Source organism: Phenylobacterium sp. (genome assembly GCF_041913825.1).
GTDB lineage: Bacteria > Pseudomonadota > Alphaproteobacteria > Caulobacterales > Caulobacteraceae > Phenylobacterium.
The window spans coordinates 25,157-47,314 of record NZ_JAYSEO010000012.1 but is presented as its reverse complement, the minus strand read 5'-3'; the positions used below and the strand labels follow the sequence as shown (position 1 = coordinate 47,314).

Sequence of the window (22,158 nt, the reverse complement as noted above, 5' to 3'; positions counted from 1 at the left end):
CCCTTGAAGCTGCGGCCCCCAGCTTGGGCTCAGGCCGCCAGCTTGGCTAGCTCGGTCAGCACCTTTTCGGCCGCGTTCAGCCGCTGCTCCGGGGTCTCCCACTCGCCCTTCACCACGACCTTGTGGTCGGGGCGCAAGCGCCAGGCGACCTGGTTCTTGGCCACGAACTGGATCAGCCCGCCCGGATTGCGGAACTCGTCGTTGCGGAAGCTGACCACGGCGCCCTTCGGGCCCACATCGATCTTGGCGACGTTCGCCTGGCGGCAGAGGCCCTTGATGGCGACCACCTTCAGGAGCTGGCCCGCCTCGGGTGGCAGGGGCCCGAACCGGTCGATGAGCTCGGCGGCGAGCGCCTCACGGTCCGCCGCCTTCTCGGCTTCGGACAGGCGCCGGTAGAGCGCCAGGCGGACGTTGAGGTCCGGAACGTACTCCTCGGGGATGAGCACGGCCGCGCCGGTGTTGATCTGCGGCGACCAGCCCCGGTCGTGCTCCAGCCCCTCGGCGCCGGCGCGGGTCTTCAGCTCGTTGACCGCGTCCTCGAGCATCTGCTGGTAGAGCTCGACGCCGATCTCCTTGATGTGGCCGGACTGTTCCTCGCCGAGCAGGTTGCCGCCGCCGCGGATATCGAGGTCGTGGCTGGCGAGCTGGAACCCCGCGCCCAGGCTGTCCAGCGACTGCAGCACCTTCAGCCGCTTCTCCGCCGAGAGCGTGATCTGCTTCTCGGCCGGCGTGGTCATGTAGGCGTAGGCGCGGCTCTTCGACCGCCCCACCCGGCCACGGAGCTGGTAGAGCTGGGCCAGGCCGAACATGTCGGCGCGGTGAATGATCAGGGTGTTGGCCGTCGGGATGTCGAGGCCGCTCTCCACGATGGTGGTCGACAGCAGCACGTCGTACTGGCCGTCGTAGAAGGCGGTCATCACCTCCTCGAGCTGGGTCGGCGACATCTGGCCGTGGCCGACCACGAACTTCACCTCGGGCACCTGCTCGCGCAGGTAGCGCTCCAGCTCCGGCAGGTCGGCGATGCGGGGAGCCACGTAATAGGCCTGGCCGCCACGGTACTTCTCGCGCAGCAGGGCCTCGCGGATGACCACTGGATCCCAAGGCGTGATGTAGGTCCGCACCGCCAGGCGGTCGACCGGCGGCGTGGCGATGATCGACATCTCCCGGATGCCGGACAGCGACATCTGCAGCGTCCGTGGGATCGGCGTCGCCGTCAGCGTGAGCATGTGCACGTCGGCGCGAAGCTCCTTGAGCTTCTCCTTGTGCTTCACCCCGAAGTGCTGCTCCTCGTCGACGATCACGAGGCCGAGGTTCTTGAACTCCACCTGCTTCGACAGCACCGCGTGGGTGCCGACGACGATCTCCACCTCGCCCTTCTTCAGGCCCTCGCGGGTCTCGGCCGCCTCCTTGCCGGGCACCAGGCGGGACAGGCGCCGCACCTTCACGGGCCAGCCCTCGAACCGCTCGGAGAAGGTCTTGAAGTGCTGGCGGGCCAGCAGGGTGGTCGGCGCGACCACGGCCACCTGATGGCCGCTCATGGCCACCACGAAGGCGGCGCGCAGCGCCACCTCGGTCTTGCCGAAGCCCACGTCGCCGCAGATCAGCCGGTCCATGGGCTTGCCGGCGGACAGGTCCTCCAGCACGTCGCCGATGGCCAGCAACTGGTCCTCGGTCTCCTCGTACGGGAAGCGCGCGCAGAACTCGTCGAAGACGCCCTGCGGCGGATCGACGGCGTCGGTCTGCTTGGTGGCCCGCTCGGCGGCGATGCGGATCAGGCCCTCGGCCATTTCGCGCAGGCGTTCCTTGGCGCGGGCGCGGCGGGCCTGCCAGGCGGCGCCGCCCAGCTTGTCGAGCTGCACGCCCTCGGAGTCCGCCCCGTAGCGGGTGAGCAGGTCGATGTTCTCCACCGGCAGGTAGAGCTTGGCCTCGCCGCCGTACTGCAGCTCGAGCGTGTCGTGCGGCGCGCCCTGCACGTCGAGGGTCTTCAGGCCCTCGTAGCGGCCGATGCCGTGGTCGATGTGCACCACGAGGTCGCCCGGCGTCAGGGACGAGGCCTCGGCCAGGAAGTTGGACGCGCGGCGGCGGCGCTTCGGGCGCGCCAGCCGGTCGCCCAGGATGTCGGTCTCGGAGATGACCGCGAGGCTGTCGGTCTCGAAGCCCGCCTCGAGCGGCAGGACCACACGTTGCGGCTTCTTCGGGTCGGCGGCCTTCGCCGCGTCCCAGTAGGCGGCGAACGGCGCGTCCTTCAGGCCATGGTCCGCCAGCATGGAGCCCAGACGCTCGGAGGAGCCCTCGGACCAGGAGGCGAACAGCACGCGCTTCCCCTGCCCGGCGAGCGCCTTGGCGTGATCCGCGGTGGCCTCGAAGAGGTTCACCGAGTCCATTTTTCGCTCGGCCGAGAAGTTGCGCCCGGCCCGGGCGCCCATGTCGACCACCACCTCGCCCTCGGCCTCGTTGAAGGCGGAGAAGCGGCGGGTCGGCCGGCGCGCGAGACGCTCGTTCCACTCGTCGCCGTCAAGGTAGAGGCGGGTCGGCTCCAGGGGATGGTAGTGCATCCGCCGCTCGGCCTGCACGCGGGCGTCGTAGGCGTCCTCGATCAGCGCCATCCGCTCCTCGCGCGCCTCGCGGGCGAGGTGGTCGAGCGCCACCAGCGCGTCGGCGGGCAGGTAGTCGAACAGCGTCGCCATGCCCGGGTAGAACAGCGGCAGGTAGTGCTCCATGCCGGCGCGGCGCCCGCCCTCGGAGATGGCGGCATAAAGCGGGTCGTCGCCGGGGGCGCCGAAGCTCTCCAGGTAGCCCGTGCGGAAGCGGCTGATGGCGTCCTTGTCCAGCAGCGCCTCGCTGACCGGCAGCAGGCTCACGTCCTTGAGCTGGCGGGTTGAGCGCTGGGTCTCCGGATCGAACCCGCGGATGCTCTCCAGCGTATCGCCGAACAGGTCGAGGCGCACCGGCTCCTCGGCCGAGGGCGGGAAGACGTCGATCACGCCGCCGCGGATGGCGAACTCGCCGCGCTCGGAGACGGTGGAGGCGCGCTGATAGCCATTGATGGCGAAGTAGCGTTCGAGGTCGGCGATCTCGACGATGTTGCCGACGCTGGCGGAATAGCTCGCGCCCTTGACCACGGAGAGCGGCGGCACGCGCTGGATCAGCGCCGGGACCGAGGTGACCAATAGGGCCGGCTTCTTGGGATCGAAGCCGTCCGCCAGCCGCGCCAGGGTCGTCATCCGCTGCGCCGAGACGCCGGCCGAAGGGCCGATCCGGTCGTAGGGCAGACAGTCCCAGGCCGGGAAGGTCAGCACCTCCACCTGTTCGGCGAAGAAGCGGAAGGCGTCCACGAAGGCCGAGATGCGCGCGGCGTCGCGGGCGACGAACACCGTCAGGCCCTTCCGGGCCTTGACGATGTCGGCCATGACCATCGCGTCGAAGCCTTCCGGGGCGCCCACCAGGTCCAGGCGGCCGGGATCGTCGGCGACCCGGCGGAGTTCGGCGGCGCTCACCGGCCGCGCGCCGTCAGCCGCCACGGTCGTCACCCCGCACGTCGTTAAGTTCGAAGCGGAACGCCTTGATCCGGTTCATGATCTCGTCGTCGAACTCAGGCGGTGTCGGCAGCGTCCCGATAATCCAGGCGTAGAGGTCCTGATCCGGCTGCTCGAGCAGCCGCTCGAACCGGTCCAGCTCGTCCTCGCTGAACGTGTGGACATGGTTGTCCGCGAACGGCCCGAGGATCAGGTCCGCTTCCCGGAAGCCGCGCCGCCAGGCGCGGAATTTCAGCTTCTTCAGCCGTGCGTCGTCGGTCGTCATGAGAGGGTCGCCATATAGAGCGCACGTGACACCGGCGCCAGATGCGCCCGCCGCCCCGAGCCGCTATCCATGGGGCGCGGGAGGGACTCGGTTCATGGACAGACGCGCATTCCTGGCGGCGACCGGCGCGGCAGCGCTGGCGGGCTCGGCCGCCGCTCAGCCCAGGGGCCCCCTGCTCCGCCCGGCCATGCTGCGGCCCGGCGACCGGGTGGCGCTCGTGAACCCGAGCACGGCGCTCCACGACCCCGCGGCGGAGACCCGTGCGCGGGCCGTCGTCGAGGCTCTGGAACTGACGCCGGTGGTCTATCCCGGGTTCCTCAACCGGCCACGGGACTATGCGGCTTCCGTGCGGCTGCGCCTGGACGAGCTGCACCGGGCGTTCTCCGATCCGACGATCAAGGGTGTCTTCAGCGGCCGTGGCGGCTACGGCGTCAGCGAGATCGTCGACCGGGTCGACTACGGGCTGATCCGGCGCAATCCCAAGGTCCTGGTCGGCTTCAGCGACACCACCCTCCTGCAACTGGCGATCCAGAAGCGGTCCGGCCTCTCCACCTTCCACGGCCGCATGGCCGCCCTGACCGGCTTCTCCGACTACTCCCTGCAGGCGCTGCGCCGCGCCGTGATGTCCCCCGAGCCGCTCGGGGTGCTGCCCACTCCGGCGGAAGCGAACCCGCTGCGCCCGACCTATCCGCTCCAAACGATCACCCCCGGCACGGCCACCGGGCCTCTGGTGGGCGGCAACCTTTCGATGATCGCGGCGGCCATGGGAACGCCGTGGGAGATCGACACCCGCGGGGCCATCTTCTTCTTCGAGGACGTCGAGGAGGCGCCCTACTCCATCGCCCGCATGCTGCTGAACCTGCGCCACGCGGGCAAGCTGCAGGCCGCGGCGGGGATCCTGGTGGGAGCGTGCGCCCGGTGCGAGGGGCCGCTGGACGCCTCGCCCTACACGCTGAACGAGGTCTTCGACCACCTCCTTGGAGACCTGAAGATCCCGGTCTTCGCGGGCCTGCCGATCGGCCATACCACGGACCAGCTCACCCTGCCGATCGGCGCGTCCGCCCGGCTGGACGCCACGGGCAGGACCCTCACCGTCCTCGAGCCTGGCGTCACGGCCTAGCCGGCGAGACGGGGCCGCCGTTCACGCTATATTCCCCCGATGCGGCCGGAGATTCTGTTCCCGCTCTATGCGCCCGTCACCTCGCTGAAGGGGGTGGGTCCGCGCGTGGCGCCCCTGCTGGAGCGCCTTGCCGGGCCGATCGTGCGCGACGTGCTGTTCCTGAAGCCGCACTCCATCGTCGTACGCACCCCGGCCGAGCTGGCGACCGCGGTGGACGGCCAGGTCATGACCTTCGAGGTCACCATCGACGCGCACGAGCGGCCCAGGTCCAACGCCCAGCCGTGGCGCGTCAGGGTCTCCGACCATACGGGTTACATGACACTGGTCTTCTTCGGCCGCTTCGCCGACCAGCTCGAGCGGCGCCACCCAGTGGGAGCCAAGCGGATCGTGTCCGGCAAGGTCGAGGACCAGAAGTTCGGCCGCCAGATGGTCCACCCCGACTACATGGTCGAGCCCGGCAAGGCCGACGAGATCCCGGAGCTCGAACCCATCTACCCCGCGACCGAGGGTCTGCCGGCGCGGCGCGTGCGAACCTTCGTCCTGGAGGCGCTGGAGCGGGCGCCGGAGCTGCCGGAATGGCAGGACGCCGCCTGGGTGGAGCGCGAGCGCTTCCCCGCCTGGCGCCTCGCGCTGGCGCGGCTGCATGCGCCGGAGAGCGAGGCCGACCTGTCGCCGCTGGCGTCGCACCAGCGCCGGCTGGCGTTCGACGAGTTGCTCGCCCACCAGCTCGCGATGGCCCAGCGCCGGGCCGAGCGCCGCCGGGACGCGGCGGCGAAGATCCCGGCCAGCGACATCGCCGAGCGGATCCGCGCCGATCTGCCCTTCGCCTTTACCGGCGCCCAGGAGCGCGCACTGGGTGAGATCCGCCGGGACCTGGCGGCCGGGGAGCGGATGAGCCGGCTGATCCAGGGCGACGTGGGCTCGGGCAAGACGGTCGTGGCCATGTGCGCCATGGCCGACGTGGCGGCGGCGGGCGGCCAGACAGCCCTGATGGCGCCCACCGAGATCCTCGCCCGCCAGCACTACGAGACCATCGCCGGGCCGCTGACCGACCACGGGATCGGCGTGATCCTGCTGACCGGGCGCGACAAGGGCGCGGGGCGGGCCGAAAAGCTCCGGGCGCTGGCGAGCGGCGCCGTGCAGGTGGCGGTGGGCACGCACGCCCTGTTCCAGGACGACGTCGCCTTTCAGCGGCTTCAGATGGCGGTGATCGACGAACAGCACCGGTTCGGCGTGGCCGAGCGCCAGCGGCTGCAGGCCAAGGGCCAGGCCGTTCACCTGCTCGCCATGTCGGCGACGCCCATTCCGCGGACGCTCGAACTCACCGTTTTCGGTGACCTTGACGTCAGCCGGATCGACGAGAAGCCGCCGGGCCGCACGCCGGTCGCCACCCGCGCGGTGCCCATGGGCCGCATCGACGAGGTGGAGGGCCGGCTCCGCGAAGCGGTGGGCGCCGGCGCCCAGGCCTTCTGGATCTGCCCGCTCGTCTCCGAGTCCGAGGTGGTCGACCTCAAGGCCGCCGAGACCCGCGCGGAGGAGCTGCGCGAGCGGATCGGCCCGAGTGTGGGCCTCATCCACGGCAAGATGACGCCGCAGGCCAAGGATGCGGTGATGGCCGAGTTCGCCGACGGCAAACTGTCAGTGCTGGTGGCCACCACGGTGGTCGAGGTGGGCGTGAACGTGCCCAACGCCACCATCATGGTCATCGAGCATTCCGAGCGGTTCGGCCTGGCGCAGCTCCACCAGCTTCGCGGGCGGGTGGGCCGCGGGCGGCGCGAGAGCGCCTGCGTCCTGCTGTACGACGCGCCACTGTCCGAGACGGCCCAGAAGCGGCTCGACATCCTGCGGCGCACCGACGACGGCTTCGTGATCGCCGAGACCGACCTGGAGCTCCGCGGCGGCGGCGACGCGCTCGGCCTGCGCCAGTCCGGCTTCCCCGACTATGTCTTCGCCGATCCGATCGTGCACCGCGACCTGATCGCCGCCGCCGGCGACGACGCGCGGATGATCATGGCCCGGGATCCGGAGCTCGCCTCCGAGCGCGGCCGCGCCCTGCGGGTCCTGCAGGAGCTGTTCGACTGGAAGGCCGGGATGGCCCTGAAGGCCGCGGGCTAGGCGACCTTCACCATGCGCTTGCCGCGGTTCTCGCCGTGCAGCAGGCCGACGAGGGCTTCCGGCAGCTTCTCGAAGCCGTCGATCACATCCTCCTGGACCTTCAGCCTGCCCTCGGCGACCCACTGCTGCAGGTCCTTGAGCGCCTGGTCGCGCTGGTCGTCGAAGTCCGAGACGATGAAGCCCCGCAGCGTCAGCCGCTTGGTGACGATCAGGCCCGGCACGCCGCGGGGGCCGTGCTGGGGCGCAGCGCCGTCGTACTGCGAGACCGCGCCGCAGCAGGCGATCCGGCCGAAGTTGTTCATGGCGAACAGGCAGGCCTCGAACACCTCGCCGCCCACGTTGTCGAAATAGACATCGATGCCGTTGGGCAGAGCCTCGCGGAACTGCTGGCGGAGGTTTCCGGCCTTGTAGTCCACCGCCGCGTCGAACCCGAGCTCGTCCACCAGCCAGCGGCCCTTCTCCTCGCCGCCGGCGACGCCGACGACACGGCAGCCCTTCAGCTTGGCGATCTGGCCGACGATCGAACCCACCGAGCCGGCCGCCGCCGAAACCACCACCGTCTCGCCGGCCTTGGGCCGGCCGCATTCCAGCAGGCCGAAGTAGGCGGTCAGGCCGGCGACGCCGTAGACGCTGAGGAGGTGGGTCATCGGCTCGAGCTTCGGCAGCTTCGAGAGCCGGTTGGCCGGAAGCACGGCGTAGTCCTGCCAGCCGGTGTCGGCGAACACGAGGTCGCCGGGCGCGAGGTCGCCGCCGTTGGCCTCCACCACCTCGGCGAGCGCGCCGCCGGCCATGACCTGGCCCGCCGCCAGCGCCGAGCGGTAGGTCGCTCCCTGCATCCAGGCGCGGTTCGCCGCGTCGAGGGAGATGTAGCGGGTGCGGACCAGCGCCTCGCCCTCGCCTGCGGTGGGGCGGGCGCCTTCGGTCAGGCGGAAATGCTCCGGCGCGAGCCGCCCCTGCGGCAGTTGGTCGAGCACGATCTGGCGGTTGGTCTCGGGCACGGCGCGCCTCCTTGCATCAGGAAGGGGCGACCATGGCGGCTCAAGGCCGAGAAGCCAAGATCAGCGGCCGCCGTGTCGCTCGAGCCAACGCTGCAACTCCGCGATCTCGCGGCGCTGCATCTCGATGGTCTTCTGCGCCATGCGCCTGAGCTCGGCGTCGTCGCCGTGGCGGGCCTGGATCTCGGCCATGGCGATGCCGCCCTTGTGGTGCTCGATCATCATCTTGGCGAAGGCGCGATCAGGATCTCGGTCGGTGGCGCCCATCATGGCCTGATGCATGTCGTGCATGGCCTGCATGTTGGCCTGCCCGGCGGGACCGCCGTACATCGACATGTCGCCCTTCATCATCATGCCGCCGGGCATCTGCCCGCCGGCGTGCTGGCCATGCTGGCCGTGCTGGTGCGACTGCGCCTGGGCGAGCGCGGCGCCGCCGAATCCGAGCGCGGCGACCGCGAGCAGACTCGTCAGGATGTTCCTGGTCATGGCTGGACCTCCGGTGTGCCGGACTCCAACCGTGCGCCCGCGGCCGGGTTCCCGCCTCAGGGCAGCGCGTCCACCCGGCCTTTCGCATCGGCTTCCAGATCCGCGTAGAACAGGTTGAATCCCGGGGCCTTGCGCCGGTCGGCCCAGGAGCCGGTCCGCTTCAGCGCCGCCGACCTCGGGACCGAGACCCGTAGCACGCCGCCCTCGCAACGGGCCGACACCTGCCGCGCCATGAAGGCCGGGCGCGCGCCCCACTCGAGGTCGGTGGCGTTCGCCGCCCCGCGGTGCAGGCGGGCCGGCGCCGGCTCGTCGGTCGTCGCGCTGAGGATCGGGTTGAAGCAGAGCGCGGGCCGCCCGCGCAGGTTCTCCAGCTCGCCGCCGGGCGTCCAGACCAGCGCCCGGTCGAGCAGGACCCGAGCCCGTTCGGCGTCCCCGCTCGAGACGCTTGCCCAGGCGGCCAGGCATCCGGTCTGGCCCGGGCCCTCGCACGGCGGCAGCGGCGGCGCATCGGCGGGGACCACGGTCTCCTGCAGGTAGGCCGCCACCAGCCGGCCGCGGAGCTCCGGATCCAGGGCGACCTCCTCCATCAGCAGGCGTGCGGCGAGCGTGCCGCCCTGCTCCACCCCGACGATGATGAACGGCCGGCCGCGATTGTGACGTGCGACATAGGTGCGGAAAGCCTGGGCCACGTCGCCGTAGGCGAAGCGGCGCGCCTCACGGGCGTCCTCGCGAAGGGTGAGCAGGCTGTAGAGGCTGGCGTGCCGGTAGCGTGGGGCGAAGATCCGTCCGATCCGGACGAACGGCCCCGCATAGTTGGGCGCCATGCGCCGACGGAAGAGCTCGGCCGCGTCGGCGTCGTCGACCGGCGCATTCCAGTGCTCGCCCCCGTCGTAGAGCGTCGGCGCGACGAAGAAGACGTCGACGGGAGGCTCGGCGCGGGCGGGCGCGTCCGGATCGGCCGGCATCAGCCACCAGGCGGCGCGGTCGGCGTAGTTCGGGGCCGGTGGCGGGTCGTAGGTCTGGAACGGCACCTTGGGATCGAGCGCGGTGCGTCGCAGGTCCTCCCAGAAGACGCCGGTCGCCACGCCGAGGATCAGCGTCGCCAGGACCACGAAGACGGCGAGCCACCGGGTGCGGCGCGGCAGCGACCCGGCCATGCGTCAGCGGTAGGGGTCGGGCTGGGAGAGATAGGTCCCGACGTAGTCGGCGATCCCCTCCTCCAGCGGCGTCATCGGCTTCGGATAGCCCGCCTGCATCAGCCGCTCCATCCGGGCCTCGGTGAAGTACTGGTACTTGTCCCGGATCGCCGGCGGCATCGGCGTGTACTCGATCTGCGCGTTCTTGCCGGCTGCGGCGAACACCTGCCGGGCCATGTCCTCGAAGCTGCGCGCCTGGCCGGAGCCCAGGTTGTAGACGCCGTTCACCTGCGGGTTCTCATAGAGCCAGCGGGTCACGTCGGCGGCGTCGCGCACATAGACGAAGTCGCGCTTCTGCCCGCCGTCCGGCACGTCGGCGCGGTAGCTCTTGAAGAGCTGCACGGCGTGGCCCTCGCGGACCTTCGGCCAGATCTGCGACGCGACGGACTTCATCGCGTGCTTGTGCTCCTCGTTCGGCCCGTAGACGTTGAAGAACTTCAGGCCCACCCACTGCGGCGGGGCGTAGTCCCGAGCGGCCTGGCGCGCCGCAAAGGCGTCGAACAGCGCCTTGGACCAGCCGTAGGTGTTGAGCGGCCGCAGCCGGCTGAGCGCCTCGTAGCTGTCGTCGTCGGCGAACCCCTGCTCGCCCGCCCCGTAGGTCGCCGCCGAGGAGGCGTAGACGAACCGGCGCTGCCGGTCGGCGCACCAGCGGAACAGGTCCCGGCTGAGCGTGAAGTTGGAATGGATGATCTTGTCCGCGTCCGGCTCGGTGGTCGACGACACGGCCGCCATGTGGACCACAAGCTCCACGTCGCGCCAGCGCTTCTCCAGCCAGTCGAACATCGCCTCCGGCGCCACGAAGTCGCCGATCGGGTGCTTGGCGATGTTGCGCCACTTGCCGAGGTCGGCCTCGCGGAGGCGGTCGCAGACCACCACGTCCAGCGACGGGTCCTCGGCGAGCCGGGCGACGATGTTCGAGCCAATGAAGCCGGCGCCGCCGGTCACGAAGGCGATGCGGCGGGTCATGCCTGCTCCTTGTCAGAGGCCGGGCGGCTCATGCGCCGGATCGCCGCCGTGGTAGAGTAGCCCTCGACGATCTCGGCGAGCCTCACCTCTCCGCCCCAGGACCTGACCTCCTTGGCGCCGACCACCTGGTCCTCGCTGTAGTCCGCCCCCTTGATCAGCACGTCTGGCCGCGCGGCCTCGATCAGCTTCAGCGGCGTCTGCTCCTCGAACGGCACCACGAGATCCACGCTGCCCAGGCCGGCCAGCACAAGGGCGCGGCTCTCCAGATCATTGACCGGCCGCCCGTCGCCCTTCAGCGCCCGCACGGAGGCGTCGGAGTTCAGCCCGACGATCAGCCGGTCGCACCAGGCCCGCGCCTGGCCGAGGTAGGCCACATGGCCCTTGTGCAGGATGTCGAAGCAGCCGTTGGTGAAGCCGACCCGAAGCCCCTTGGCCCGCCAGCGGGCGACCTCGTCGACCATTCTCTGCAGGGTGGCAACCTTGGCCTCGGCCGGCGCGAGATGGGCGGTGATCGCCGCTTCCACCAGCTCCTCGGGGCTGACCGTGGCGGTGCCCACCTTACCCACGGCCACGCCGGCGGCGAGCTGGGCGAAGGCGATGGCCTCCTCCAGGCTGGCTTCGGCGGCCAGCGCCAGGCCGAGCGCGGCGAGCGTCGTGTCGCCGGCCCCCGAGACGTCGAACACCTCGCGCGACGCGGTCGGGAAGTGCCGCACGGGCTCGCCGCGGACGGCCAGCGAGATCCCCTTGGCCGCGCGGGTGACCAGAACCGCCCTGGCCTCCCACAGCCCGAGCGCATGCGCGAGCGCGGCCTCAACCTCGGCGTCCGTGCCGGTCGGCCGGTCGGTAGCGTGCGCGAGTTCCAGAGCGTTCGGCTTGATCAGGTCGACGGCGCCGTAGCGGGCGAACGACCTGGCCTTGGAGTCCACCACCAGCTTCGCGCCGCTCGACGCGGCGGCCTCGCGGCAGGCGGCGATCACCGCATCGGTGACCACGCCCTTTCCGTAGTCGGACAGCAGGATCACGCCCGCGCCGTGGGCGGCGTCGCGGATTGTGCGCACGAGCCGCTGCTCGCAATCGCCTTCCACCGGCCGGCTTTCCTCCAGGTCGACCCGCAGGAGCTGCTGCTGGCCGGAGACATAGCGGGTCTTCAGGGTGGTCGGCCGGCTGGGATCCGTCACGAGGTAACCCTCGATGTCGGCCTCCTCGCCCACCAGCCGCATGGCTTCGTGCCCTTCGCCGTCGCCGCCGATCAGGCCGACCAGCGACACCGAGCCGCCCAGGGCCGCGACGTTCCGGGCCACGTTGCCGGCCGCCCCCAGCATGACGTTCTCGCGCGTACGCGCCAGGACCGGGATCGGCGCTTCCGGCGAGATCCGACTGACGTCGCCATAGACGAAGCGGTCCACCATGACGTCGCCGACGCAGACGACCCGGCGTCCGGGCGCGAGCCCCAGGAGGTGCTGGAGGGCGGAAAGGTCCATCGGTCTAGCGTGTGCGGCGCGTCGGGTGGGCGGTCAAGCCGCGGCGAGGCGCCGCTTGGTGAGCGCGTCGTACTCGAGCAGCTCGCCCATCAGCCGCTCGAACTGGCTCATCGGCACCATGTTGGGCCCGTCCGACGGGGCGTTGTCGGGGTCCGGGTGGGTCTCCATGAAGACGCAGGCCACGCCCACGGCGACGGCCGCCCGCGCGAGGATCGGCACGAACTCGCGCTGGCCGCCAGAGGTCGTCCCCTGTCCGCCCGGCTGCTGCACCGAATGGGTCGCGTCGAACACCACGGGACAGCCGATCTCGCCCATGATGGGCAGGGCGCGCATGTCCGACACCAGGGTGTTGTAGCCGAACGAGACGCCTCGCTCGCAGGCCATCACATTGGGGTTGCCGGTGCTCAGCACCTTGGAGACGACGTTCTTCATGTCCCAGGGCGCCAGGAACTGGCCCTTCTTCACATTGACCGCCTTGCCCGTACGGCCGGCGGCGAGCAGCAGGTCGGTCTGCCGCGACAGGAAGGCCGGGATCTGCAGCACGTCCACCGCCTCGGCGGCCTCGGCGCACTGCTCGTTCTCGTGGACGTCGGTCAGGGTCGGCAGGCCGGTGACCTCGCGGATCTCGGCGAACACCGGCAGCGCCTCCCGCAGGCCCATGCCCCGGGCGGTGTTCACCGACGTGCGGTTCGCCTTGTCGAAGGAGGTCTTGTAGATCAGGCCGAGCCCCAGCCGGTCCGCGATCTCCTTCAGCGCGTGCGCGGTCTCCAGCGCATGCTGCCGGCTCTCCATCTGGCACGGCCCCGCGATGACCGTCAGGCGTTCGGCGTTGCCGATCCGCACGGTGCGGGCGGCGGTCTTGATCTCGATGACGGCGTTGGGCTGGGTCACGAACTTGGTCCCATGGCTGCGTTGGCCGCTAAGTGGCCCGCAAGGCCCGCCGCCACAAGTCGCAATAGCGCCGCCCCCGGCGCCTGGACCGCCCGCGAATCAGCCGCTACCGCGTTCGATGATCGATGTTATGGTCAAGGCCGGAGATCGGGGACGTTCACCATGAGCCTGGCCCATGAGACCTCGCTGACGGCGCTCGCCAAGGATGCGCGCGCCTTCCACCGGCTGCCGGAGCTGCGCGGCGCGCCGGCGCCGTTTCGCTTCGCCCTTCGGCTGATCGCTAAGGACTGGCAGGTGGGCGGCCTGACCTTCGTGCTTCCCAGCGGCCGTGAGCTGGTGCTGCGCGGTCGCGAACCCGGGCCGGCGGCCACCCTGCTGGTCCGCGACTTCCGGTTCATGCGCCGGGTCATCGCGGCCGGCGATATCGGCTTCGCCGAGGGCTATATGGCGGGCGAGTGGGACACGCCGGACCTCTCGGCGCTGCTGACGGTCTTCGCGCTGAACGCCGAACGGCTGAAGCGGGTGATCAGCGGCGGGGCCCTGATGAACCTCGTCCATCGCCTGCAGCACGCGCTGAACCGCAACAGCCGGGCCGGCTCCCGCCGGAACATCCACGCGCACTACGACCTGGGCAACGCCTTCTACGCCCGCTGGCTCGACCCCAGCATGACCTACTCCTCCGCGCGCTTCGAACGCCCGGGCCAGCCGCTCTCCGAGGCGCAGCGGAACAAGTACCGCACGCTGGCCGAGAGCATGGAGCTGCGCCCGGGGCAGCAGGTGCTCGAGATCGGCTGCGGCTGGGGCGGGTTCGCGGAGTACGCGGCGCGAGAGGTCGGCGCGAAGGTCACCGGCATCACCATTTCTCAGGAGCAGTACGCCTTCGCCCGCCGGAGGATGTTCGAGCAGGGCCTCGCCGAGCGGGCGGACATCCGGCTCATCGACTACCGCGACGTCGAGGGCTCTTTCGACCGAGTCGCCTCCATCGAGATGTTCGAGGCGGTCGGCGAACGCTACTGGCCCACCTACTTCGGGACCATCCGGGAGCGGCTGGCGCCCGGCGGACGGGCGGGCCTGCAGATCATCACCATCCGCGACGACGTCTTCGACCGCTACCGCAAGCGGGCCGACTTCATCCAGAAGTACATCTTCCCGGGCGGGATGCTGCCCTCCGAGCAGCGCCTGAAGGAGGAGACCGAGCGGGCCGGCCTCGCCTGGGCCGGCGTCAGCCGCTTCGGCCAGCACTACGCCGACACCCTGGCGACCTGGGGGGAGCGGTTCGAGAGCGCCTGGGACGACGTGCGCCGGCTGGGCTTCGACGAGCGGTTCCGGAAGCTCTGGCGCTTCTACCTCAGCTACTGCGAGGCGGGATTCCGCACCGGCCGGACCAATGTCGTGCAACTCGCCCTCGCCCGGCCGTAGCCGCCCCCTGTTCGGGCGGGCGCGCGGCGCTTAAGTAGCGGCCATGCAAGTCGCCAGCAGCGTCCTGGACGCGATCGGAAACACGCCCCTCATCCGCCTGAACCGCGCGAGCGAGGCCACCGGCTGCGAGATTCTCGCCAAGGCCGAGTTCATGAACCCCGGGCAGTCGGTGAAGGACCGCGCGGCGCTGTGGATCATCCGCGACGCGGAGAAGAGCGGCCGCCTGCGGCCCGGCGGGCGGATTGTCGAAGGCACGGCCGGCAACACCGGCATCGGCCTGGCCATGGTCGGCAAGGCGCTGGGCTACAAGTGCACGATCGTGATCCCGCGCACCCAGAGCCAGGAGAAAAAGGACGCCATCCGGCTCTACGGCGCCGAGTTGGTGGAGGTGGACGCGGTCCCGTATGCGAATCCAAACAACTATGTGAAGTATTCCGGCCGCTTGGCGGAAGAACTTGATGCGGCCGAGCCGAACGGCGCGGTCTGGGCCAACCAGTTCGACAACGTCGCCAACCGGCAGGCGCACGTCCATGGCACCGGACCAGAGATCTGGCGCCAGACCGAGGGCAAGGTGGACGGCTTCATCTGCGCCGTTGGTTCCGGCGGCACCCTCGCTGGAGTCGCCGAGGCGCTCCGGGCCGAGAAGCCCGACGTCTGCATCGGCCTCGCCGACCCGCACGGCGCGGCGCTCTACGCCTACTACACGGACGGTGAGCTGAAGTCGGAGGGCAGCTCGATCAGCGAGGGCATCGGCCAGGGGCGGATCACCGCCAACCTGGAAGGCCTGAAGATCGACCGGGCTTACCGGATTTCGGACGAGGAGATGCTGCTGGCCATCTACGACCTCGTGGAGCACGAGGGCCTGGTGATGGGCGGCTCCACCGGGGTGAACGTCGCCGGCGCGATCCGCATGGCCAAGGATCTGGGACCCGGCCACACCATCGTGACGGTGCTGTGCGACCACGGGCAACGCTATCAGTCGAAGGTCTACAACCCGGCCTTCCTCACGGAGAAGGGCCTGCCCGTGCCCACCTGGCTCGAATGACCGACCCCTTCGTCTCCACGGCCTGGCTGGCCGAGCACCTCGACAAGGTGCAGGTCGTCGACGCCACCTGGTTCCTGCCCGGCGAAGGCGTCGGGCGCGAAAGCTATGCGGCCGCCCACATCCCGGGTGCGGTGTTCTTCGATATCGACGAGGTGGCCGACAGGTCCACCGGCCTGCCGCACATGCTGCCCTCTCCGGAGGCTTTCGCCCGCGCCGCCGGCGCGCTGGGGCTCACACGCGAGCGGCCGATCGTGGTCTACGACGCCCAGGGCGTGTTCTCGGCCCCCCGCGTCTGGTGGACGCTCCGGGCCATGGGCTTCCCTCCACCGCGGGTCCTGGACGGCGGGCTGAAGAAGTGGCGCGCCGAAGGCCGGCCGGTGGAGACAGGGGCCGTGTCGCCGCCCGCCAGCGTCGTCGAGCCGCGGCGCGAACCCGCCCTCGTGCGCGACCTCGAGGCCGTGCGCGAACTGCTGGCGGGCGCGGCGGCGCAACTCGTGGACGCCCGGCCCGCGCCGCGCTTCCGGGGCGAGGCGCCGGAGCCGCGGCCGGGTCTCAGGTCAGGTCACATGCCGGGCGCCCGTAATGTGCCGTTCGGCGGGCTGGTGAACCCCGACGGCACGTTCAAGTCGCAGGCGGAGCTCGCCGAGGCGTTCCGGAATGCGGGCGTCGACCTCGACCGGCCGATCGTCACGACCTGCGGCTCCGGGGTCACCGCCGCGGGCGTCGCCCTGGCCCTGGCCCGGCTGGGACGCGACGACGTCCCGGTCTACGACGGCTCCTGGGCCGAATGGGGTGGCCGGAGCGACACCGAGGTGGTGACGGGAGCCTGACCATCCAGATCCGCTTCGCCCGCGAGGACGACCTTCCCCGGCTGCCGGTCATCGAGCAGTCGGCGGCGCAGGCCTTCCGCGCGCTGGAGGTCCCCTACTTCGAGCTGATCAGCCAGCTCGGCCCTGTCGACACGTGGCGGCCGGCGCTGGAGGCGGGAACGCTGTGGGTCGCCGACGACGGCGATGGTCCGGTGGGGTTCCTGGCGGCGACCCGCGAAGGGGATCGGCTGCACATCGACGAGTTCGACGTCATGCAGGACCAGCAGGGCCGCGGGCTGGGCCGACGGATGATGGGGGCGGTGATCGCCTGGGCCCGGCGCGAAGGCGTCGCCCGCCTGACGCTCACCACCTTCTCCAACATCGCCTGGAATGCGCCGTTCTACACGTCCTTCGGGTTCCGGCCGCTGGGCGACGACATGCCCGAGGATCTGAGGGCGATCCTGGCGCGGGAGGCAGCGCGCGGTCTGCCCGACCGTGTGGCTATGGAACTCGCGCTCTAGCGCATCGGCGGGGCGTACATCAGCCCGGGCTTCGGCGCGCTCCACAGGGCATTGAGGCCTCGGTCGAGGTTGAGCGCGGAGTCGGCGCCCACGTCACGGCGGAAGATCTCGTGATAGGCCCCGACCTGGCGGATCACCTGGAAGGCCCAGTCGTCCGAGAGGCCCAGCAGCGGGCCGAGTTCGCCCTCGACGCCCAGCAGACGCCGCGTCTGCGGATCGCTCGCCGTCTCGCGCGCGGCTTCCACCGTGCGCGAGGTGAGCCCGAGCTCCTCGGCCAGCACGGTCGCATGGACCGTCCAGCGGACGATGTCGGTCCAGGCAGGGTCTGTCTGGCGGACCACCGGACCGAGCGGCTCCTTGGAAATCACGTTGGGCAGGATGACGTGCGCGCCGGGATTGCTCAGCACGGAGCGGGAGGCGGCGAGCGCCGAGATGTCGGCGCTGAACACGTCACAGGCCTCTTCCTCGTAGAGGCGGCGGGCCTCGTCCTCGGTGGCCGCAACCACGGGCCGGAAGCGCAGGCCGCGCAGGTTGAACCACTCCACGAGGTTGGCCTCGCTGGCGGTGCCGGCCTGAACGCAGATCCGTGCTCCGGACAGCTCCTCGGCGCTCGCCACGCCGAGCGACCTGGGCGCCAGGAAGCCCTGGCCGTCGTAATAGGTGACCGCCGCGAAATCGAGGCCGAGCCCGGCGTCGCGCGCGTAGGTCCAGCTCGTGTTGCGCGACAGCAGGTCGATCTGGCCCTTCTGCAGCGCGCTGAACCGGTCCTGCGCCGGGATCGGAATGAACCGCACCTTGCCGGCGTCGCCCAGGGTCGCCGCCGCCACCGCGCGGCAGACGTCCACGTCGAAGCCGCGCCAGACGCCGCGCGCGTCCGGAAAGGCGAAGCCCGGCAGGCCGGGGTGGACCCCGCAGGCGACCCAGCCCCGCTGACGCACGGTCTCGAGGGTCGGGCTCTCGGCCGGATGATAGTCGAGGGTGCTCACCGGCGCCTTGGCCTGCGGGGGCGGCTTCGGCGGGGGCGCCTCCGCCTGCCGTTCGCAGGCGCTGAGGCAGAGTCCAACCATCGCCATCGCCGCGAGGCGCCTGATCATCCCTGCTCCTTGATCCGGAAACCGATGGGGCTCTATGTGCCCCCGGCACTTTCGCCAGCGCAGCCTTGGGCCGCAACCCCGCATGGACGACGAAACCCGCCTGATCCGCGCCGGCGCCGGCCCCGCGAAGCTCGTGAAGACGGTTGGGCCGCCCGTCCAGAAGGGCTCCACCGTCCTGCTGCCCAATGCCGAGGCGCTCTACGACGACGACAACCATGTCACCTACGGCCGCCAGGGGCTTGCCGCCCAGGCCGCCCTGCAGGATGCGCTGGCCACGATGGAAGGCGCCGTGGGCGTGGCGCTCTATCCGTCCGGCCTCGCCGCCCTGGCCGGCGCCCTGCTGGCGGTGCTCAAGGCCGGCGACGAGGTGCTGGTCAGCGACGCCATCTACAAGCCCACCCGCCGGTTCTGCGACCAGGTGCTCAAGCGCTTCCGGGTCAGCACCACCTACTACGAGCCCGACCTCGAGCCCGAGGCGCTGCTCGACCTGGCCACCGACGCCACCCGGCTGATCCTCCTGGAGAGCCCCGGCTCGCTCACCTTCGAGATGCAGGATCAGGCCCGGATCGCCGAGCTCGCCCGCGCGCGCGGCATCCTGACAGCCACCGACAACACCTGGGGCGCGGGCTACCTCTACAAGCCGCTCGAGCACGGCGTGGACATCTCGATCCAGGCCCTTACCAAGTACGTGGGCGGCCACTCGGACGTGTTCATGGGCTCGGCCGCGGCGCGAGACCCGAAACTGGTGCGGCTGCTCGACGACGGCGTCCTGCACCTGGGCTGGGCGGTGCCGGGGGAGGACGCCTACCAGATGCTCCGCGGCCTGCGCACCCTGCCCACCCGGCTGGCGCGGCACGGCGAGGGCGCGCTGCGCCTCGCCCATTGGCTGAAGGCGAGGCCCGAGGTGGCCGCGGTCTACCACCCGGCCCTGCCCGGTGCGCCTGGGTACGAGCTGTTCGCACGCGACTACCGCGGCGGCTGCGGCCTCTTCGCATTCGCCCTGCAGCCCGCGCCGGAAGCGGCGGCGAACGCCTTCCTGGACGCGCTGAAGGTGTTCGGGCTCGGCTTCTCCTGGGGCGGGTTCGAGAGCCTGGCGATCTCCTGCGATCCGCAGCTCCGGACGCGGAAGTTCCCGCGCGACTACGGCGGCCCGCTCATCCGACTGCACATCGGGCTGGAGAACACCGAGGACCTGATCGCGGACCTGTCGCGTGGCTTCGCCGCCTACGAGGCCGTCCGCTAGGAACCTCCGCCGCCCGCCAGGGATTGCCCCGCCTGAACGACAGAGGGACCCTGGTCATGAGCGAGAACACCGACCGTTTCGAGGAACAGGCGGAACGCGCCGCCGAGCAGGAACGCAAGATCCAGAAGGAGATCGACGCCGCGGAGGAACGCTCCTTCGGTAGCGGCGAGGACGAGGACGAGGACAAGCCTATGCAGGCCGGCGCCCGGGAGTATCCCGCAGGCCCCCTGCCCAAGCAGCACCTCGAGAAGCCCGGCCTCGAGGCCGACCTCGAGCTGCAGCCGATGTGGGACGCGCCCTTCTACAAGGGCTCCGGCAAGCTCGAGGGCAAGGTGGCGCTGGTGACCGGCGCCGATTCCGGGATCGGCCGCTCGGTGGCGGTGCTGTTCGCCCGGGAAGGCGCGGACGTGGCCATCGCCTATCTGAACGAGCACGAGGACGCCGAGGTCACCCGCCAGGCCGTGGAGAAGGAAGGCCGCCGCGCAATCCTGATTCCGGGCGATGTGGCCGAGCCCGACTACGCCGAGGCCGCCGTGAAGAAGACCGTCTCCGAGCTCGGCAAGCTGGACGTGCTGGTCAACAACGCCGCCTTCCAGGAGCACGTCAACGACCTGTCGGAGCTATCGCTCGAGCACTTCGACCGCACGCTGAAGACCAACCTCTACGGCTACTTCTTCATGGCCAAGGCGGCCGTGCCGCACATGAAGCCCGGCTCGTCCATCGTGATGGTCGGCTCGGTGACCGGCATCATGGGCAACAAGGACCTGCTGGACTACTCGATGACCAAGGGCGGCATCCACGCCTTCGCCCGCTCGCTATCCACCCACCTGATCCCGAAGGGCATCCGGGTGAACGTGGTGGCGCCGGGGCCGGTCTGGACGCCCCTCAACCCAGCCGACAAGGACGCCGAATCGATCGCCAGTTTCGGCCAGAGCACCCAGATGAAGCGGCCGGCGCAGCCGGAGGAGATCGCCCCGGCCGTGGTCTTCCTGGCTTCGCCGCAGACCTCCAGCTACATCACCGGCGAGATCCTGCCGATCCTGGGCGGGTACAGCGGAGGCTAGGCGGCCTCCGAAGAGGAGGCGGCTTGCGCGACGACCACTGGCTCGACGGGTTCCTGGCCGACGAGGGCCTGCCCGACAGCTTCCGCACGACGGTGGAGTGGATCTGCCGGCCGCTCGCCGACCGGGCGGCCCGGCTGCGGCAGGTCCGCCGGCGCACGGCGACGCTCGGACTTTGCGGCGCGCAGGGCTCGGGCAAGTCGACCATCGCCCGGGCCACCGCCCGCCTGCTGGAGGCGCGTGGCCTCACCGCCGTCGCCCTGTCGCTGGACGACTTCTACCTGCCGAAGGCCGCCCGCCTGCAGCTCGCCAAGGACGTCCACCCGCTGCTGGCCGTCCGCGGTCCTCCGGGCACCCATGACGTGGCCATGGCGGGCGCGACGCTCGACCAGCTCCGCGCCCCGGGCCGGGTCATGCTGCCCACCTTCGACAAGGCGGCGGACAACCGGACCCGGCGGGGGCGCTGGGAGACGGTGGCGACGCCGGTCGACGTGGTGATCTTCGAAGGATGGTGCGTGGGCGCCCGCGCCCAGGGGCAGGCGGCGCTGGCGACGCCGGTGAACGATCTGGAGCGCAACGAGGACCCTGACGGCCGCTGGCGCACCTGGATCAACGACCAGCTCGACGGCCCCTACCAGGAGCTGTTCGCCCGCGTGAACAGCCTGACCTTGCTGGCCGCGCCCAGCTTCGAGGTCGTGCGGACCTGGCGCACCGAGCAGGAGCGCAAGCTGCGCGAGCGGACGGGCCAGGGGATGGCGGACGCGGAGATCGAGCGCTTCGTCGCCCACTACGAGCGGCTGACCCGCTGGATTCTCTCCGAGATGCCGGCCCGCGCCGACTGGACCGTCCAGCTCGACGAGGATCGCCAGCCGGTCGGCGAGCGCTAGGGCCGGCTCGCGTCCGACGCGGGCTTGGCGTAGAACCCGGCCTCCTCAAGACGGACGCAATGCGCATGAACACCGAACGGCCCCGGGTGGTCTTCGCCTACGACTTCGACGGCACGCTCGCGCCCGGCTTCATGCAGAACCACGCTTTCATCCCCGAAGAGCTCGGGATGGACCGGGCCGAGTTCTGGCGGGCGGTGGACGAGCTCGCCAAGCAGCAGCGCGGCGACACCATCCTCGCCTACATGCACATGATGCTGGCCAAGGCCCGGGAGAAAGGCCTGGAGCTGTCGCTGGAGAGCTGGCGCCGCCGCGGCGCGGGCCTGCAGCTCTTCCCCGGCGTCGAGGACTGGTTCGAGCGGCAGAACCGGCGGGCGGCGGACCTCGGCCTCGACCTGCACCACTTCATCATCTCGTCCGGCAATCGCGAGCTAATCGAGGGCTCGCCAATCGCCCGGCACTTCGAGCGGATCTACGCCTCGGCCTTCATGTTCGACGAGAACGAGGAAGCGATCGGGGTGGCGCTGGGCGTCAACTACACGTCCAAGACCCAGTACCTCTTCCGGATCAACAAGTGGACGCTGGAGGAGTGGGACAACTACGCCATCAACCGCGCGCAGGAAAAGGACGAGCGCCCCGTCCCCTTCGACCGCATCGCCTTCTTCGGCGACGGCTTCACCGACGTGCCGACCATGCGGCTGGTGACCGACCAGGGCGGCTATGCGGTCGCTGTCTACGAGGAGGGCAATCCCTTCACGGAGCGGGCGGCGGTAGACCTGCGCAAGGACGGCCGCGCGCATCTGGCGGGGCCGGGCGATTACCGGGAGGGTGCGCCGCTCGACCAGCTCGCGCAGGCGATGCTGACCGAAATGGCCGCGCGCGCCCACCTGCCGACCCTGGTCCGCTGGCCCGACGCCGAGACCCAGCCGAAGCTGCCGCTCTGACCTCCTGGCGCGCCCTGCAGGACTCGAACCTGCAACCGTCCGCTTAGAAGGCGGATGCTCTATCCGGTTGAGCTAAGGGCGCGAACT

At 70.7% G+C, this 22,158-nt stretch carries 19 protein-coding genes and 1 tRNA gene; 10 read left to right on the top strand and 10 right to left on the bottom strand.

From position 1 onward, the window contains the following. Nucleotides 1–29: 29 nt before the first annotated feature. Both mfd and ACE3Q8_RS11895 read right to left on the bottom strand, forming a co-directional pair. The gene (gene mfd, locus ACE3Q8_RS11900; protein ID WP_374470610.1) at nt 30–3,497 is read right to left on the bottom strand and encodes a transcription-repair coupling factor; all 3,468 of its coding nucleotides are present in this window, start codon (nt 3,495–3,497) and stop codon (nt 30–32) included. 13 nt (nt 3,498–3,510) lie between these two features. After that, nucleotides 3,511–3,801 (bottom strand): succinate dehydrogenase assembly factor 2, encoded by a 291-nt coding sequence (locus ACE3Q8_RS11895; RefSeq protein ID WP_374470484.1) that lies wholly within the window; start codon nt 3,799–3,801, stop codon nt 3,511–3,513. A 94-nt stretch (nt 3,802–3,895) separates the two neighbouring features. On the opposite strand from ACE3Q8_RS11895, the gene ACE3Q8_RS11890 reads away from it, so the two are divergent. Together ACE3Q8_RS11890 and recG are read left to right on the top strand one after the other, a co-directional pair. Next, nucleotides 3,896–4,921 (top strand): LD-carboxypeptidase, encoded by a 1,026-nt coding sequence (locus tag ACE3Q8_RS11890; RefSeq protein WP_374470483.1) that lies wholly within the window; start codon nt 3,896–3,898, stop codon nt 4,919–4,921. 39 nt (nt 4,922–4,960) lie between these two features. Next, nucleotides 4,961–7,036, top strand: a complete 2,076-nt coding sequence (gene recG / locus ACE3Q8_RS11885; RefSeq protein WP_374470482.1) for an ATP-dependent DNA helicase RecG — start codon at nt 4,961–4,963, stop codon at nt 7,034–7,036. Here the strand turns inward: recG and ACE3Q8_RS11880 are convergent. The 6 genes from ACE3Q8_RS11880 to kdsA are packed head-to-tail and all read right to left on the bottom strand — an operon-like array spanning nt 7,033 to nt 13,051. Then, nucleotides 7,033–8,034: an NADP-dependent oxidoreductase gene (locus ACE3Q8_RS11880; RefSeq protein ID WP_374470481.1), complete on the bottom strand. Its 1,002-nt coding sequence runs from the start codon at nt 8,032–8,034 to the stop codon at nt 7,033–7,035. The genes recG and ACE3Q8_RS11880 overlap by 4 nt on opposite strands. A gap of 60 nt (nt 8,035–8,094) precedes the next feature. Continuing rightward, nucleotides 8,095–8,517: a DUF305 domain-containing protein gene (locus tag ACE3Q8_RS11875; protein WP_374470480.1), complete on the bottom strand. Its 423-nt coding sequence runs from the start codon at nt 8,515–8,517 to the stop codon at nt 8,095–8,097. Nucleotides 8,518–8,573: 56 nt separating this feature from the next. Then, nucleotides 8,574–9,674: a DUF3089 domain-containing protein gene (locus ACE3Q8_RS11870; RefSeq protein WP_374470479.1), complete on the bottom strand. Its 1,101-nt coding sequence runs from the start codon at nt 9,672–9,674 to the stop codon at nt 8,574–8,576. 3 nt (nt 9,675–9,677) lie between these two features. Then, nucleotides 9,678–10,679, bottom strand: a complete 1,002-nt coding sequence (gene rfaD, locus ACE3Q8_RS11865; RefSeq protein ID WP_374470478.1) for an ADP-glyceromanno-heptose 6-epimerase — start codon at nt 10,677–10,679, stop codon at nt 9,678–9,680. Then, nucleotides 10,676–12,160: a D-glycero-beta-D-manno-heptose 1-phosphate adenylyltransferase gene (rfaE2, locus tag ACE3Q8_RS11860; protein WP_374470477.1), complete on the bottom strand. Its 1,485-nt coding sequence runs from the start codon at nt 12,158–12,160 to the stop codon at nt 10,676–10,678. The genes rfaD and rfaE2 overlap by 4 nt, the downstream gene beginning before the upstream one ends. 33 nt (nt 12,161–12,193) lie before the next feature. Then, a complete protein-coding gene (gene kdsA, locus ACE3Q8_RS11855) occupies nt 12,194–13,051 on the bottom strand; it encodes a 3-deoxy-8-phosphooctulonate synthase (RefSeq protein ID WP_374470476.1) in 858 nt (285 codons plus the stop codon). 162 nt (nt 13,052–13,213) lie between these two features. Here kdsA and ACE3Q8_RS11850 point away from each other — a divergent pair, with 162 nt between their 5' ends. The 4 genes from ACE3Q8_RS11850 to ACE3Q8_RS11835 are packed head-to-tail and all read left to right on the top strand — an operon-like array spanning nt 13,214 to nt 16,845. Next, nucleotides 13,214–14,470 carry a class I SAM-dependent methyltransferase gene (locus ACE3Q8_RS11850; RefSeq protein WP_374470475.1) on the top strand — a complete coding sequence of 419 codons (1,257 nt, stop codon included), beginning with the start codon at nt 13,214–13,216 and terminating at the stop codon, nt 14,468–14,470. A gap of 43 nt (nt 14,471–14,513) precedes the next feature. Further along, on the top strand, nt 14,514–15,515 hold the full coding sequence (locus ACE3Q8_RS11845) for a cysteine synthase A (protein WP_374470474.1): 1,002 nt from the start codon (nt 14,514–14,516) through the stop codon (nt 15,513–15,515). Beyond that, nucleotides 15,512–16,345 carry a 3-mercaptopyruvate sulfurtransferase gene (sseA, locus tag ACE3Q8_RS11840; RefSeq protein WP_374470473.1) on the top strand — a complete coding sequence of 278 codons (834 nt, stop codon included), beginning with the start codon at nt 15,512–15,514 and terminating at the stop codon, nt 16,343–16,345. Before ACE3Q8_RS11845 ends, sseA begins: the two co-directional genes overlap by 4 nt. Beyond that, the gene (locus tag ACE3Q8_RS11835) at nt 16,303–16,845 is read left to right on the top strand and encodes a GNAT family N-acetyltransferase (RefSeq protein ID WP_374470472.1); all 543 of its coding nucleotides are present in this window, start codon (nt 16,303–16,305) and stop codon (nt 16,843–16,845) included. Before sseA ends, ACE3Q8_RS11835 begins: the two co-directional genes overlap by 43 nt. Here the strand turns inward: ACE3Q8_RS11835 and ACE3Q8_RS11830 are convergent. Beyond that, a complete protein-coding gene (locus ACE3Q8_RS11830) occupies nt 16,842–17,939 on the bottom strand; it encodes an amino acid ABC transporter substrate-binding protein (protein WP_374470471.1) in 1,098 nt (365 codons plus the stop codon). The two genes, ACE3Q8_RS11835 and ACE3Q8_RS11830, sit on opposite strands and share 4 nt — an antisense overlap. Nucleotides 17,940–18,021: 82 nt before the next feature. Here ACE3Q8_RS11830 and metC point away from each other — a divergent pair, with 82 nt between their 5' ends. The 4 genes from metC (at nt 18,022) to ACE3Q8_RS11810 (ending at nt 22,071) form a co-directional block, all read left to right on the top strand. Then, the gene (gene metC, locus ACE3Q8_RS11825; RefSeq protein ID WP_374470470.1) at nt 18,022–19,182 is read left to right on the top strand and encodes a cystathionine beta-lyase; all 1,161 of its coding nucleotides are present in this window, start codon (nt 18,022–18,024) and stop codon (nt 19,180–19,182) included. 56 nt (nt 19,183–19,238) lie between these two features. Then, nucleotides 19,239–20,246 (top strand): SDR family oxidoreductase, encoded by a 1,008-nt coding sequence (locus ACE3Q8_RS11820; RefSeq protein WP_374470469.1) that lies wholly within the window; start codon nt 19,239–19,241, stop codon nt 20,244–20,246. Between the two features lie 23 nt (nt 20,247–20,269). Continuing rightward, a complete protein-coding gene (locus tag ACE3Q8_RS11815; RefSeq protein WP_374470468.1) occupies nt 20,270–21,130 on the top strand; it encodes a kinase in 861 nt (286 codons plus the stop codon). Nucleotides 21,131–21,195: 65 nt separating this feature from the next. Next, nucleotides 21,196–22,071 (top strand): haloacid dehalogenase-like hydrolase, encoded by an 876-nt coding sequence (locus ACE3Q8_RS11810; protein ID WP_374470467.1) that lies wholly within the window; start codon nt 21,196–21,198, stop codon nt 22,069–22,071. A 5-nt stretch (nt 22,072–22,076) separates the two neighbouring features. Here ACE3Q8_RS11810 and ACE3Q8_RS11805 read toward each other — a convergent pair. Further along, nucleotides 22,077–22,153, bottom strand: a tRNA-Arg gene (locus ACE3Q8_RS11805). Between the last annotated feature and the right edge of the window lie 5 nt (nt 22,154–22,158).